Here is a 13,200-nt window from a genome sequence, read left to right on the forward strand (position 1 = left end):
GGCGCGGCGCCGGCGGGCCCGCTGCGCGCTGCCCGCTTCGGACGCCCGCGCCGCGTCGGCGAGCGGGCGCTCGAGTTCCCGGATCCGATCCTCCGGGTCGTCGTTTGCTGCCATGGGTTGAATATGCCATTCGCGTCGGTGGTTTCGCGCGGTTCGGTAGTTTCTGGTTCGTGCCCGAGTTGCCGAACCGTCAGGTCGTGTTGCGTCGCCGCCCCACCGGGCTTGTCCGGCCCGGTGACACCGAGCTGCTCACCACCCCGGCGCCCGAACCGGGGGAGGGCGAGGCGCTGCTGCGCACCACCTACGTCGGGATCGACGCCGCCGCCCGCACGTGGCTCGACGACCAGCCCAGCTACCTTCCGCCGGTGCAGCTGGGCGAGGTCATCCGCGCCGCCGGGATCGGCGAAGTGGTGGAATCGCGCTGCGACGCCTACGCCGTCGGCGACGTCGTCACCACGTTGACCGGCTTCTCCGAGTACGCGATCATCCGCGACGACCTGTTCAGCACGCCCATCCCGGGCGAGGACGACCAGCTGGCGATCATGTCGGTGTACGGGCCGACGGGCGCCACCGCCTATTTCGGGATGACCGACATCGGCCGGCCGAAGGAAGGGGAGACGGTCGTGGTCTCGGCGGCCGCGGGCGCCACCGGATCGGTGGCCGGGCAGATCGCCAAGATCGCCGGCGCCCGGGTGGTGGGGATCGCGGGCGGGCCACAGAAATGCCGGGCGGTGGTCGAGGACTTCGGCTTCGACGCCTGCATCGACTACAAGAACGACGACCTGACGGCGGCGCTCAAGCAACACTGCCCGCAGCGCGTCGACGTCTACTTCGACAACGTGGGCGGGCCGATCCTGGACGCGGTGCTGGGCCGCCTGGCCCCGCGCGCCCGGGTGGTGCTGTGCGGGGTCATCTCCAGCTACCTGACCGGCGAGCACCCGGGGCCCGCCAACTATGTGAACCTGCTCTCCAAGACGGCGTTGATGCAGGGGTTCAACGCCCTCGACCAGTGGGGCCGCTTCGACGAGGCCTTCGCCGCGCTGCGGCAGTGGGAGGCCGAGGGCCGGCTCAGGCACCGCGAGACCATCTTCGACGGCATCGAGTCGTGCGTCGACGCCCTCAACGGCCTGTTCACCGGGGTCAACATCGGCAAGACCCTGGTCAAGCTCAGCGAACCGGGTTCCCGCTGAACCGCGTCGTGCCCAGCAGGCAAAAACTCGCCGCCACGGGCCCGGTGCGGGGTGCACGCCACCCCGGCGCGTGGTTTCATAACACCGTTTGCAAAGGTTGCCTGGGGGTGGCGGGCTTGGGTCAAAACACGGCTTTCACGATTGGTGGGTTGTAGATGGATCGTCGCAGCATGATGTTGATGTCGGGGCTCGGCATGCTGGGGGCGGCGATGCGCTTGCCCGGCGCCTGGGCCACCCCGCCGGCGCCGCAGGCGCCCCCGTCGGCCGGCCCGGGCGGGCCGTACATCTTCGCCGACGAGTTCGACGGGCCCGCGGGCTCCCCTCCCGATCCCGGCAAGTGGACCATCCAGACCTGGCAGGACGACGTGTTCCCGCCGGTCGAGGGCATCTATCGCGACGATCGCCAAAACGTGTTCCAGGACGGGCATTCCAACCTCGTCCTCTGCGCCACCCACGATCTGCTGAGCAACACCTATTACAGCGGCAAGCTGCGAGGCAACTTCCGCAGCATGATCAACCAGACCTGGGAGGCGCGGATCAAGCTCGACTGCCTGTACCCCGGCCTGTGGCCGTCGTTCTGGGGCGTCAACGAGGACCCGCTGCCCGACGGCGAGGTGGACATCTTCGAGTGGTACGGCAACGGCCAGTGGGCGCCGGGCACCACCGTGCACGCGGCGTCCAACGGCAAGACCTGGGAGGGCAAGTCGATCCCCGGGCTGGTTGACAGCAACTGGCACACCTGGCGAATGCATTGGGGCGAAGAGGGATTCGAATTCGCGCGGGACGGCGCCGAGTACTTCAAGGTTCCCAACAAGCCCATCCACGTCGCCGGCGGCGCCCCGGACGACTTCCGGTGGCCGTTCAACATTCCCGGCTACTGGATGACGCCGATGTTCACCCTCGCCGTGGGAGGTGTCGGCGCCGGGGATCCGGCTGCGGGCACCTTCCCGGCCTCGATGCTGGTCGACTACATCCGCATCTGGTGACTAGCGCTGCGCTTTGAACACCTGAACCAGGTTGAACTGCCAACGCTCGACGAGCCGGAAGCCCAGGTCGTGCGGGACCGCGAAGGCGGGGGTCGCCCAGTAGACCGGGCCGGGTGGGATCGCCGGGCCCTGCTCGTGCGCCGGCTGTGACGGGTCGCCCTGGGTGATGATCCACACGACGCCGCAGTGGCTCAACGGATTCGCGACGACCTCCGGGATGAGGTTGGTGTCGAAGACGTCGTTGCGGTCGGTGGCCCGCTGCCACAGGGTGAGGTCGATCAGCTTGCGATAGGCGTCCGGGCGCGCCGCCAGGAGCGGGCGCATCGGGGCGGGCATGAACGTCACCGTGTCGTTCACCAGCAGGCAATCGCCGGGTGCGGCCTTCGCGCTGATCAGATCGGCCACCTGGCTGTAGTCCATCCCGTACTTGGCGTAGGGGTTACGTTGCGCGAAGAGATAATTCGGTGTCGCGGCGGCGGCGAAGAGCGTGACCAGGGCCGCCGTCCGCCACGGCCGGACCGTCACCGCCGCGGCGCAGACCCCCAGGATCAGCGCCATTCCCGGCGCCGTGAACGTCATATAGCGCGGGGTGTAGATGGGATGCACCACCGCCGAGTAGGCCAGGATGACCGCGGTCGGCAGGGTTAGCCACGCGGCCGCCAGGGCCAGCAGTTGCCCGTCGGCCCGCGCCAGGGCGGCAGATCCGCTGAGCCACAACGCGACAGCCGCCGCGATTACGAGCGCCGACAGCACGGCGAACGGCGGGCTGCGCTCGAAATACTGTTGCACCACCACGTCTTCGAGGGTCCGGCGACCGATCGGCGCGATCCAGCTGATCTGGTGCGCCTGCCCGGCGACCGTCAGCAGGAACGGCGCCATGGCGCCGACCGCGACAGCTGACGCGGCGGCGAACCGCAGCAAAACCGTTCGCGCGCAACGTGACACGATGAGGAGGATCAGGTGGGCGGCCACCAGCAGGGCGAGGTATACCTCGAGCGCGATCGACGCGGCGAGGGCGGCGCCGTAGGCCGCCCACAGCCAGCCGGTGTCGCGGCGCGCGGCGCGAACCAGCAGCACCGTTAGCCACACGGCGGCCATCATCGACAACGCATAGGGGCGGGCCTCGATGCCCGCCCAGGTCGTCCGGGGCAGGATGGCGCAGAAGACGCCGGTAGCCAGCGCGACCGTGCGCGACGAAAACTGCTTGCCCAACACCACGATTCCGGCGGCGGCGCCACCGACGGCCAGCCCGCTCGGCGCGCGCGACCAGAACTCGGTGGGCGGAAAAACCTGAAACCAGGCGTGCATGAGGAGGTAGTACGCGCCGTGCACGGCGTCGACATTGCCGAGCATCCGCCACAACTGGGCGAGGGAACGGCTGTAGGCCGCCGAGATGGTGGCGGCCTCGTCGTACCAGAACGACGGGCGCGACGCGCCACCCAGGCTCACCGCGACGGCGAGCAGCCCGACGAGCAGCGGGTCCAGCGCGGACGGCGGGCGGCGAAGCGGGTTCCGCACGCCGCTATGGTGCCAGAAGCGGAGGACGGCCCCGCCGCTGGCCGAAGCTCAGTTCAGCAGCCAGACGTGCCAGAACCCGTCGGAGCCCAGGCGGCAGTCCCAATGGGTGTACAGGTTGTCGTTGTGCATGAGCTCGACGTGCGGGGCGTCCGCTTCGCAGCCGGCCTGGCTCGAGTAGTTGCCCTCGACCTCGATCTCGTCGGCGCCGGCGACGCCCACCCCGGTGGTGAGCAGCCCGGCCAGCGCCAATAGGCCGGCGGCACACGCCAACTTCATGTGACCTCCCCTTGGTAGCTGAGCCGACTATATCGGCGGGCCCGGGCCGGGGCTCGAAAACGAAGAACTCGACGAACCGGGCGGCCATTCGAACGTATGATCGATCGATGGGGCAGTTCGCGTCCATCGGGTACAACGGCCAACCGGTCCGCAGCCCGTTTCGGGTGGTGCGCCCGCCGATCACGGTCCTGGTGGACCTGACGGTGCTGTTCCCGCGCGAGCCGCACCGCTCCGGCCGCTATCAGCCCAACGGTCTGCAACTGCACAAGGTGGTCGAGGGTCTGCTCAGTTGCTGGGGCCTGTGCGAGCAGGGCGATTGGTGGGGGCTGGTGACCTACCCGGTGGCCTACGGCTCCGAGCGCAAGACCGTAACGCACTGGGTCCCCGCCTGGACGCTGCGCCGAAACCGGTTATGAGATGCGATGATTGCTGACCGTGGACGCAAGTTGGGGTTCGGTGCTGACCAAGCTCGTCGCGTTGGCGGCGGTCATCGCGCTCTCGCCGATCACGGTCATCCCGGCGGTGCTGGTCCTGCACTCGCCCCGTCCGAGGCCCACCGGTTTGGCGTTCCTCGCCGGGTGGGCGCTGGGCCTGGTCGCCCTGACCGCGGTGTTCGTCGGCGGCTCGGGGCTGCTCGAAGGCCTGCACAAGGCGCCGCCGACGTGGGCGTCCTGGCTGCGCGTGGCGCTGGGGTCGGCGCTGATCGCGCTGGGCGCCTACCACTGGCTGACCCGGCATCGGCACGGCGACATGCCGCGCTGGATGCGCTCGTTCTCCACGCTGACCCCGGGGCGAGCCGGGGTGACCGGCGCGGCGCTGGTGGCGTTGCGGCCCGAGGTGCTCCTGGTCTGCGTCGCGGCCGGACTGGCCATCGGTAACAGCACCCTTGGTGTCGGCGGCCAGTTGCTGGCCGGTGCGTTCTATCTCGTCGTCGCCGCGTCGACGGTCGCGCTTCCGATCTTGGGTTACGTCTGGGCCGGGGACCGCCTCGACGACGCGCTGGAGCGCCTCAAGGTTTGGATGGAAGAACATCACGCGGTGCTGCTCGCGATCATCCTTGTTCTGATCGGTTTGTTCGTGCTCCACAACGGGATTCGCGCCCTGTAGATTGCAGCCCATGGCAGGAAGCTGGGGCACGGTGCTGACCGGGCTCGTTCCGCTCGGGCTGGTCGTCTCGCTTTCGCCGCTCACGGTCATCCCTGCTGTGCTGGTGCTGCAGGCGCCGCGGCCCCGGCCGAGCGGCCTGGCGTTTCTGGGTGGCTGGGCGCTGAGCCTGGCCGCGCTGACGGCGCTCTCCGTCGCGACCTCCCACCTGCTCGGCGGCCTGGACAAGTCGCCGCCGCGGTGGTCGTCGTGGCTGCGCGTCGTCCTGGGGTCGGCGTTGATCGTGTACGGCATCTACAAATGGCTGAACCGGCGCGGCCACGCCGAGTCCCCGGCCTGGATGCGTTCATTCGCCACCATCACCCCGGCCCGCGCGGGGATCATGGGGGCGGTGCTCGCCGTGGTGCGCCCGGACGTGCTGCTCATCTGCGTCCCCGCCGGACTGGGCATCGGCACTGCCGGGCTCGGCCTCGTCGGCGACTGGGTGGCCGCCGCGTTCTTCGTCGCCATCGCGGCATCCAGCGTCGCCATCCCGATCCTGGCCTACGCGGCGGCCGGCAGCCGCCTCGACGACACACTGGCGCGGCTCAAAGACTGGATGGACCGGAACAACGCCGCCCTGCTCGCGGCCGTCCTGGTGGTGATCGGTGCGATGCTGCTCTACCACGGCATTCACGCGCTGTAGCCGCCGTCGGCAAGGCCGGCGTCCTCCTCGAGCCGGTTGATGGCGCCGAAGGCGTATTCGCGGACCAGCTCGCGGCCGTAGCCGGCAAGCATGCCCGCGTAACCCTTGGAAGCCCACTGCCGGCAGTGGCGCTCTTCGTGGTGCAGCAACCGGTCCAGGTCCAGGCGGCTCTCCACCGGCCTCCCACCGGCGCCGAGGTACCAGGCATGCCCGGACTCGACGATCCGGCGCAGCCACGCCGCGGGGTCGGTGAGGGTGCCGAGGTTGACCATGAAGATGTCGCCCCAGGTAGTGCCGCCGCGGCGGCAGAACTGCCGCTGGATCCAGTTGCCGCCCAGCCCCATGAGGATGCCGTTCGGCGTCGCGACCAGCCGCCCGCCGTTGCGGTCGACGAACCTCACGTCGCGGGTGTAGCTCCAGCGGTTTGCCTTCTGCCGCAGCATGATTCGCGTGACTTCGGCGGCGCTGTAGGGCGTCGGGGGGAAATCGGTGCGCCGCGTCCCCGTGCGGCCGTAGCCGGTGCCCGCGTTCAGGATGTAGGTGCAGAGCACCGCCGCGCGGGCGTCGGCGCCGCTGGTGCCCCGCGGCAGCAGGAAGAAGGACTTGCCGTCCGGGTCGGTGATCTGAGCCATGCGCCCGAGAACCCGGAAGCTCGCCGGGGTGATGGCGTGCCGCCCGGCGACCTCCGCGACGACGTCCGGGGCCACACCCCGCCGTGCGGCGTTGGCCCGCCATGCCTCGAAGTAGCCTGCTGCGTCCATGTCCGCCAACCAATTTAGGGTGTAGCGAATGAACAGGCGGCCCAGGCGACGCGGCATCGAACAGATCACCCGGGGCCTCGGCACCCTGGACCGCGAGGTCTTCGAAGCGATCGCCGAGACCGACACCCCGCTGCTGGACGCGATCATGCCGCCGCTGACCCGGGCGGCCGACAACTCGAAGTTGTGGCTGGCCACCGCCGCGGCCCTGATGGCCTCGGGAAAGCCGAGCGCCCAGCGCGGCGCGACGCGCGGCGTCGTCACGCTCGCGGCCACCAGCCTGGTCACCAACCAGGTCGCCAAGCGCATCCGCCGCCGCGCGCGCCCGGGGTACGAATTGGTGCCGTTGGTCCGGCAGGTCCGCCGCCGGCCGACGTCGAACTCCTTCCCGTCGGGGCACTCCGCCAGCGCGGCCGCGTTCGCGGTCGGGGTGGGTCTGGAGAACCCCATGCTGGGGTTCGGGCTGGCGCTGCTGGCCGGGCTGGTCGGGCTGTCGCGGGTGGTGACCGGCGCGCACTACCCGGGTGATGTCGTCGCCGGGTTCGGCATCGGGGCGGGCCTGGCGGTGCTGGGCGGTCGGCTCGTCCCGCCGATCGTCGAAACCGCGCTGCCCACGACCGAGCCCCTTCGCGTCGCGACGCCCGAACGGCCCGACGGTTCCGGGGTGGTGCTGGTGATCAATCCCGAGTCGGGCAGCGGCACCGGAGCACGCGTCGTCGACGAGGTGCGCGAAGCGCTGCCGAAGGTCGACATCCGGGAGCTGGGCCCCGACGACGACCCCGAGGACGTCTTGCGCGACGCCGCCGCGCGCGCCGAGGTGCTCGCGGTGGGAGGTGGCGACGGCACCGTGGCGGCCGCGGCCGGCGTGGCCATCGAGGCCGGGCTGCCGCTGGCCGTGTTTCCCGCCGGCACGTTCAACCACTTCGCGAAGGACATCGGCTGCGACACCGTGGCCAAGACGGTCGACGCGATCCGCCGCGGCAGCGTCGCGTGTGTGGACCTGGTGTGCCTCAACGAAACTCAGATGGTCCTCAACACAGCCAGCATCGGCGCCTACCCGACCTTCGTGCAGCAGCGCGAAAAACTCGAGAAACGCATCGGCAAGCCGCTGGCCGGTCTGTACGCGATGCTGCACACGCTGCGCCACGACCAGCCCGTGCGGATCTCATACGACAACAAGACGCTGCTGACGTCGCTCTTCTTCCTCGGCAACTCGCTGTACCTACCGACCGGGTTCGCCCCGGCGCGGCGGACCCGCATGGACGACGGGCTCATCGACGTCCGCATGCTCGAGGCGGGCCGGCCGTGGGCCCGCACCAGGATCCTGGCCGCGCTCGCGCTCGGGCGGTTGGAGCGCAGCCCGCTCTACCACGAACTGCAGGTGCCGGAGTTCAGCTTCGCTGCGGTCGACGGCCCGACGGTGATCGCGTGTGACGGCGAGGTCGGTGACGAATACGAGAAGGCCAGCTTCACCGCCAAATACCGGGTCCTGCCGGTCTTCCGCCCCTGCGACTAGCGCCCCACGCCGTTTAGGCGTTGGGGCACAGATCCCGCAAGGCGAAGATGACGACGTCCGCCGCCTGCCGGCCGTTGATCCCACCGGTGCCCTGGTCGGCGTCCGAGCGCTGGATCGCCAGGCCCTCCAGCTGTTGCGGGGAGGCGCCCCAGGAAAGCTGCTGGCACAGGTCCGCGCCCATCTGCAGCAGTGCCTCGTCGCCGCCGTTGACGGCGTGGATGCCGGCGTTGTGCAGGTCATTGAGAAAGGCAGTCTGGTCGGCCCGGGCAGGGCTGGCCCATCCGATCCCCGCGGCCAGCAGTGGGCCTACGAGGGCCGCGCCCATGAACCGGCCATAGGGCCGCTGTGCTGCCATTCGATTCTCTCCTTCGTCCCGTGCCCGATTCGGATGATGCACTTTTACACGAAAGTGCCGTGAGACACGTTGCGGAAGAGAAATCCCGACGATGAATAGTCGGCAAAGACCGACCGCCGGGCCGCGTTTTCGCCGTCGGCCGGCGGGTCGGGGAGCGACCGCTATGCGTTCGGGCAGAGATCACGCACGGCAAAACCGACGACGTCGTCGGCCTGTTGGGGCGTGATCCCCCGTGCGCCCTGCCTGCTGCCCGAGCGCTGCACCGCGAGGCCCTCGAGCTGCGAGGGCGAAGCGCCCCACGACAGTTGCTGGCAGAGGTTCAAACCCATCTGAACCAGCGCTTCGTCGCCGCCGGTGACCGCATGTATCCCCACCTTGTGCAGGTCGTTGACGAAGCTGGTGGCGTCGGCCTGCGCCGGGCCGGCCCACATCACCCCGGCGACGAGCAAGGGGCCAACCAGGAACGCTGTCTTGATGAATCGGCCATAGACCCGCTGTCCCCACATGGGAACCCTCCCTCTCCTCGTTCACCATCCGTTTACCTCTATAGAACCTCCAAGACATGTTGGATTGCCGAAAATTCGCTGTGAATGAGCTGCGCAGAATCGCCCGGCCGGCCGCCGCCGGCGTCGGCAGAGCCGCACGGCCACAACCGACTTCGTGACGCCCTTGTGACGTCACCGTTTGGAAACGGCGCGGTGCGGCGCGTCCGGCGTTTCATGGCGGCTGACGACAATTGGCTCGGTCGCCGAAAAGACGGCTACGCGGGTCTGCTGCACCAGATGGTTATGTGAGCGCGAATAAAGGAGAGTCGACGCTGATGGCGATCGTCGATCGGTTCAACATGAAAGTAGTTGCCAGCCTTGGGTTGTGCGGAGCCGCACTCGCGTTGAGCCCGGATGCGGCAGCCGCGCCCCTGAAGACGGGTGGCTACGCCTGCATCCAGGGGCAGGCCGGGGAGGCCGGCGCGCCGCTGGCCGGACCGGGGGCCGCCGGTGCCGCCGGCGGGGCGGCGGCCGCGGGCGGAGCGCCGACCGCGGAGGTCTGCACCGCCAGCGCGCCGCTCACCGACATGGCCGGTGTCCCATTGGCGGTGCCCGGCCCGCTGCCGGTGGGTGCCCCCGTGCCGTTGCCCCTGGGCGCCCCGCTGCCGCTGCCGCTGGGTGCGCCGCTGCCCATCGCCCCGGTGGTGCCGGCCGGCGCTCCGTTGGTCGCACTCGGTGGGCCGCTGGCCGCCGGCGCGCCCCTCGACGGGATCGCCGGTGCCCCGCTCATCGACATGTCCGGCGTCAAGGACGCGCCGACGGGAGCGGCGCCGACCGGCGGACCCCAGCCCGGTCAGCCGGTCGCGCCCGGCCCGGGCGCGCACTGACCCCATCCCTCCCAACCGGAAGGACCCGCTGGCGGCCACCAGCGGGTCCTTTCTTATGGGGTTCGCTGCTTGACGTCGTCGAGCGTGCAATTGGTTTCACAGTCGACCGCGAGCGTGAAACTAACTTCACGCTCGCGGGGTGGGCGATCTGATCGGGGCCTCCTCAGGACGGAGGCCGCTCCCAGAGGTCTTGCTTGACGATCACCGGGTCGCCGACATTGACCGTGTCGTAGTACCACTCGGCGTCTTCGGGGCTGAGGCTGATGCAGCCGTGGCTCACATTCTCCAGCCCCAGCGATTGAACGGCCCACGGGGCCGAATGCACGAACAGGCCGCGGTTGGTGATCCGGACGGCGTAGTCGACGTTGAGCAGATAGCCGTTGGGATCGTCGACCGGGATGCCGACGCTGCTCGAATCCATAAGCACCGAGCGCTCTTTCGACAAAACGGTGTAGTTGCCGACCGGCGTCGGATACTCGGGCCTACCCATCGACGCGGGAAGCACCCCTTCTTCGCCGAAGTGGGGCCGGTGATGCGGGGTGGGCGGCGGGGTCGCGTCGACGCCGTCGACGCTCACCTTGAACGTGTGGTCGGTGATGTTGGCGATGCCGATGACCTTGGGGCCGGTCTTGAATTCCGTGGACCGGCCGTCCACCGAGAGCGCCACCGTGCTGTGCGCCGGCCAGTAGTGGGCGGGGACCCACTGCACGACCTTGTTGTCGAGCCATTCGAACCTGCCCGTCATCGCGGGCGTGGACGTGACCGCGATGGCGCGTTCGGCGGCGTGCCGGTTCGCGACGGGGGCGTCGAACGTCACCACGACGGGGTGCGCCACCCCCACCGTCGCACCCCGCGCCGGCAGGACCGACGCGATCGCGAAATCATGCGGCTGATTCGCCGCCGCATCGCTGGTGCCTGCAGGCCCCGCAACCACACCCGCGGCGATCCCGACCGCCGCAAGAACACACCGAACGTCCGCTCGCATGGCTCCGATTCCTGTTAACTGACACCGTTGTAATAGGAGGATCGTAAATCCCCGCTGACCAGCGGAAGCGCAAGGGCGCGTTAGTATTTGATCAAGCATCGGTCACGTTTCGGCCACGGGGGTTTAGTCCGAGAAATGACGCCCTGTGCTGGGGCTTCAGCCGCGCGGCATGGCGGGTCCGCCGAAGTGGTGTCGAGGACGTGTGAGGCCCGGATTCAGCCGCGCGGAGAGCGGCCGTCGTCGTGGTCCTCGTCGTCCCAGTACGCCCACTCGGGAAGCGGTGTGCTCGGCATCGCGCCATAAACGGACGCCTCGTAACCGGGCTGGATGCCGCGCCCTCGCCAGTGCGGATCCAGCCTGTTCGCCCGTGAGCGCCGCACCCCGCGGACGATCAACGCGACGACGCCGCCGACGATGAGGGCGATCACCGCGACCTTGAGGATGAGCAACAGCAGGGCCATTTGTCCTCGAGTGTTGCACAGACGTGTTGTCGCCCAAGCGCTTTTCCCCGGCAGCGGCGCGGGACCCGGGCTACGGGATCGGCGGGATGGTCGGGATCCCAGGGATCCGGGGTATGCGCGGAATCGGTGGTACCTGAACCGATGTCGGCGGATTGTCCGTAGAGGGTGGTGGCGGTGCCGGTGGCGACGTCGTGGCTGTCGACGGCGTGCTCGTCGGCGGCTCGGTAGTCGTCGGCGGCGGTTCGGTGGTGGTCGGCGGCGGTTCGGTGGTGGTCGGCGCCGGCTGAGTGCTCGCCGGCGGCGGTGGAGCCGGTGCGGCCGTGCTGGGCTGCACGGGGGCCTGCTGCGCCGGGGCCGGGTTTGTCTGCACCGGGGAAGGCGGCGGTGACGGTTGCGGCGTGGTGGCGACGCCGGGTGTCGGTGCGACGGGTGTGTTGGTGGAACCGTGGCTCAGAGCCAGCATGATCACCGCGCTGAGGGCCAGCACCGTCGCGGCCGCACCGAGAACGAGCACCAATGGCCGCCGATACCAGGCGATGTCGGCGCGGCGGGCCTCGTCGGGGAGGGGTTGTTCCTGGAACCGCAGCTCGGGACGGGCGTAACCGGTCTCGTCGCCGAACTGAAACGGCGGCGCGGCGGACGGCGCTGGAGCGTGATCGCCGGCCCAGCCCGGAGGCTCGTCGGTGGCCAGGGGCATCATCCCCGATTCGTCGCCCGCCTCAGACCACGCCAGAGCGGGCATGGCAGCGGACACCGGCACCACGTCCTGCAGGGTCGGTTCCGCGAGTGCCGGTGGCGCCGCCACGCGTGGCGCGGCGGCCAATTTCGTTGCGCTGTCGTCGGCCGGCCCGCGTGCGGCCCGCAGCGCCGCACCGGTGGCGGCGGCCAGCTGCGGCCGCGGTGACGTGATGACCGGCACGCGAAACTGCTCGGACAGCCGCGTGGTGACCTCGGGGATCGCCGCGCCACCGCCTACCGAGGCGACGGCAACCAGGTCGGTGGCTCGGATCCCGTTGCGCGCCAGCGTGTCTTGTAGAACATGGACGAACTGGTCCAGCGGCTGATTGATCGCTTCGTTGAGTTCGGTTCTGGTGAGCCGAATATCCCCACGGAAGCCCGGCAGGTCGGCGGGCAGCGTGGTCGCCGTACTGGCCGAGAGGCGCTGCTTGGCCGCCCGGCATTCGGCCCGCAGCCGGGTCAGCGATCCGATCGCCGAAGTGGCCGAGACGTCGATGGAACCCGCGGACGACAAATCCGCCACGATGTGGGCCAGTAGGGCTTGGTCGATCAGTTCCCCGGAGAAATCCGTGTGGCGCACCGTGGCGCCGATGGGCTGGTAGCCGTTGGTGGCATCGGCAAGGGTGATGCTGGTGCCGCTGGCACCGAAGTCGCACACGGCGACGATCCCGCGGATGGGCAGACCCGGGTTGGTCTGCAGGGCGGTCAGCGCTCCTGCGGCGTCCGAGATCAGCGACAGGGATTCCGAACCGCCCGACCATTCCGGCACCCGGCTCAGCGCCGTGCGCAACGCGTCCACCGCGGCGGGGCGCCAGTGCGCGGGATAGGCCACGGCCGTCGCCTCCGGCAGCTGTTGCCCGGCGGTCGCGGCGTAGGCGAGGGCACGCAACGCGTCCGCGAGCAACGCCTCGCCGCGATGGGCGGAGCCGTCGGCGGCCACGATCCCGACGGGGTCTCCCACCCGGTCGACGAAGTCGGTGACCACCAAGCCGGGCTCGTCGAGGTGGGGGTTCTCGGAGGGAACGCCCACCTCGGGCGGGCGATGTTGGTACAGCGTCAGCACCGACGCGCGTGTCACTGCCCGATCGGCCGTTATGGCTGCCAGGTTGGCGGTCCCGGCCGACAGCCCCAGCGCCCGTCTTGCTTCCGTTGACATATCGTCCAATTCAGGTGTCCGCCGGCGTGCGTATGCGCGGCCACGACAATGTATCGGCAGTCAACCTATAGCAGGCCGGCGTTGTCATCCGATTCACACA

15 protein-coding genes are annotated in these 13,200 nt (G+C 69.7%); 7 read left to right on the plus strand and 8 right to left on the minus strand.

Annotated features, from left to right (window positions below; translation table 11 throughout):
* The first annotated feature begins 170 nt into the window (after nt 1–170).
* Together A5713_RS26040 and A5713_RS26045 are read left to right on the plus strand one after the other, a co-directional pair.
* Nucleotides 171–1,190: an NADP-dependent oxidoreductase gene (locus A5713_RS26040; RefSeq protein ID WP_068099130.1), complete on the plus strand. Its 1,020-nt coding sequence runs from the start codon at nt 171–173 to the stop codon at nt 1,188–1,190.
* Between the two features lie 155 nt (nt 1,191–1,345).
* Nucleotides 1,346–2,176 (plus strand): family 16 glycosylhydrolase, encoded by an 831-nt coding sequence (locus tag A5713_RS26045; protein WP_067924306.1) that lies wholly within the window; start codon nt 1,346–1,348, stop codon nt 2,174–2,176.
* Here the strand turns inward: A5713_RS26045 and A5713_RS26050 are convergent, their stop codons facing one another.
* Together A5713_RS26050 and A5713_RS26055 are read right to left on the minus strand one after the other, a co-directional pair.
* On the minus strand, nt 2,177–3,694 hold the full coding sequence (locus tag A5713_RS26050; protein ID WP_068099131.1) for a glycosyltransferase family 39 protein: 1,518 nt from the start codon (nt 3,692–3,694) through the stop codon (nt 2,177–2,179).
* A gap of 48 nt (nt 3,695–3,742) precedes the next feature.
* Nucleotides 3,743–3,970, minus strand: coding sequence for a hypothetical protein (locus tag A5713_RS26055; protein ID WP_067924304.1), 228 nt, complete (start codon nt 3,968–3,970; stop codon nt 3,743–3,745).
* Nucleotides 3,971–4,077: 107 nt separating this feature from the next.
* Between A5713_RS26055 and A5713_RS26060 the strand changes: the two genes are divergently transcribed.
* Genes A5713_RS26060 through A5713_RS26070 form a run of 3 tightly spaced genes read left to right on the plus strand, consistent with a single transcriptional unit; the run spans nt 4,078 to nt 5,759 of the window.
* The gene (locus A5713_RS26060) at nt 4,078–4,386 is read left to right on the plus strand and encodes a hypothetical protein (protein WP_067924303.1); all 309 of its coding nucleotides are present in this window, start codon (nt 4,078–4,080) and stop codon (nt 4,384–4,386) included.
* Between the two features lie 40 nt (nt 4,387–4,426).
* Nucleotides 4,427–5,077 carry a GAP family protein gene (locus tag A5713_RS26065; protein WP_068099132.1) on the plus strand — a complete coding sequence of 217 codons (651 nt, stop codon included), beginning with the start codon at nt 4,427–4,429 and terminating at the stop codon, nt 5,075–5,077.
* Nucleotides 5,078–5,087: 10 nt separating this feature from the next.
* A complete protein-coding gene (locus A5713_RS26070; protein ID WP_067924309.1) occupies nt 5,088–5,759 on the plus strand; it encodes a GAP family protein in 672 nt (223 codons plus the stop codon).
* On the opposite strand, the gene A5713_RS26075 is transcribed toward A5713_RS26070, so the two are convergent.
* The gene (locus A5713_RS26075) at nt 5,747–6,520 is read right to left on the minus strand and encodes a hypothetical protein (protein ID WP_068099146.1); all 774 of its coding nucleotides are present in this window, start codon (nt 6,518–6,520) and stop codon (nt 5,747–5,749) included. The genes A5713_RS26070 and A5713_RS26075 overlap by 13 nt on opposite strands.
* A 28-nt stretch (nt 6,521–6,548) precedes the next feature.
* On the opposite strand from A5713_RS26075, the gene A5713_RS26080 reads away from it, so the two are divergent.
* The gene (locus A5713_RS26080) at nt 6,549–8,033 is read left to right on the plus strand and encodes a bifunctional phosphatase PAP2/diacylglycerol kinase family protein (protein WP_068099133.1); all 1,485 of its coding nucleotides are present in this window, start codon (nt 6,549–6,551) and stop codon (nt 8,031–8,033) included.
* A 13-nt stretch (nt 8,034–8,046) separates the two neighbouring features.
* Here the strand turns inward: A5713_RS26080 and A5713_RS26085 are convergent, their stop codons facing one another.
* Together A5713_RS26085 and A5713_RS26090 are read right to left on the minus strand one after the other, a co-directional pair.
* Nucleotides 8,047–8,358 (minus strand): DUF732 domain-containing protein, encoded by a 312-nt coding sequence (locus A5713_RS26085; RefSeq protein ID WP_197509255.1) that lies wholly within the window; start codon nt 8,356–8,358, stop codon nt 8,047–8,049.
* A 191-nt stretch (nt 8,359–8,549) separates the two neighbouring features.
* Nucleotides 8,550–8,894 (minus strand): DUF732 domain-containing protein, encoded by a 345-nt coding sequence (locus A5713_RS26090; RefSeq protein WP_068099134.1) that lies wholly within the window; start codon nt 8,892–8,894, stop codon nt 8,550–8,552.
* A 314-nt stretch (nt 8,895–9,208) separates the two neighbouring features.
* On the opposite strand from A5713_RS26090, the gene A5713_RS26095 reads away from it, so the two are divergent.
* On the plus strand, nt 9,209–9,760 hold the full coding sequence (locus tag A5713_RS26095) for a hypothetical protein (RefSeq protein ID WP_068099135.1): 552 nt from the start codon (nt 9,209–9,211) through the stop codon (nt 9,758–9,760).
* Nucleotides 9,761–9,923: 163 nt separating this feature from the next.
* On the opposite strand, the gene A5713_RS26100 is transcribed toward A5713_RS26095, so the two are convergent.
* The 3 genes from A5713_RS26100 to A5713_RS26110 form a co-directional block, all read right to left on the minus strand.
* A complete protein-coding gene (locus tag A5713_RS26100; RefSeq protein WP_068099136.1) occupies nt 9,924–10,745 on the minus strand; it encodes a L,D-transpeptidase in 822 nt (273 codons plus the stop codon).
* A gap of 215 nt (nt 10,746–10,960) precedes the next feature.
* Nucleotides 10,961–11,206 (minus strand): hypothetical protein, encoded by a 246-nt coding sequence (locus A5713_RS26105; protein WP_068099137.1) that lies wholly within the window; start codon nt 11,204–11,206, stop codon nt 10,961–10,963.
* A 70-nt stretch (nt 11,207–11,276) separates the two neighbouring features.
* A complete protein-coding gene (locus tag A5713_RS26110; protein WP_068099138.1) occupies nt 11,277–13,100 on the minus strand; it encodes an Hsp70 family protein in 1,824 nt (607 codons plus the stop codon).
* Nucleotides 13,101–13,200 lie beyond the last annotated feature (100 nt).

It is taken from the genome of Mycobacterium sp. E2497 (assembly GCF_001668695.1).
GTDB lineage: Bacteria > Actinomycetota > Actinomycetes > Mycobacteriales > Mycobacteriaceae > Mycobacterium.

Bases quoted from the DNA above. Each gene is read 5' to 3' on its own strand.
- A5713_RS26045 (WP_067924306.1), top strand. From the start codon at position 1,346: ATGGATCGTCGCAGCATGATGTTGATGTCGGGGCTCGGCATGCTGGGG.
- A5713_RS26055 (WP_067924304.1), bottom strand. From the start codon at position 3,970: ATGAAGTTGGCGTGTGCCGCCGGCCTATTGGCGCTGGCCGGGCTGCTC.
- A5713_RS26060 (WP_067924303.1), top strand. From the start codon at position 4,078: ATGGGGCAGTTCGCGTCCATCGGGTACAACGGCCAACCGGTCCGCAGC.
- A5713_RS26070 (WP_067924309.1), top strand. From the start codon at position 5,088: ATGGCAGGAAGCTGGGGCACGGTGCTGACCGGGCTCGTTCCGCTCGGG.
- A5713_RS26075 (WP_068099146.1), bottom strand. From the start codon at position 6,520: ATGGACGCAGCAGGCTACTTCGAGGCATGGCGGGCCAACGCCGCACGG.
- A5713_RS26080 (WP_068099133.1), top strand. From the start codon at position 6,549: ATGAACAGGCGGCCCAGGCGACGCGGCATCGAACAGATCACCCGGGGC.
- A5713_RS26085 (WP_197509255.1), bottom strand. From the start codon at position 8,358: ATGGGCGCGGCCCTCGTAGGCCCACTGCTGGCCGCGGGGATCGGATGG.
- A5713_RS26090 (WP_068099134.1), bottom strand. From the start codon at position 8,894: ATGTGGGGACAGCGGGTCTATGGCCGATTCATCAAGACAGCGTTCCTG.
- A5713_RS26095 (WP_068099135.1), top strand. From the start codon at position 9,209: ATGGCGATCGTCGATCGGTTCAACATGAAAGTAGTTGCCAGCCTTGGG.
- A5713_RS26100 (WP_068099136.1), bottom strand. From the start codon at position 10,745: ATGCGAGCGGACGTTCGGTGTGTTCTTGCGGCGGTCGGGATCGCCGCG.
- A5713_RS26105 (WP_068099137.1), bottom strand. From the start codon at position 11,206: ATGGCCCTGCTGTTGCTCATCCTCAAGGTCGCGGTGATCGCCCTCATC.
- A5713_RS26110 (WP_068099138.1), bottom strand. From the start codon at position 13,100: ATGTCAACGGAAGCAAGACGGGCGCTGGGGCTGTCGGCCGGGACCGCC.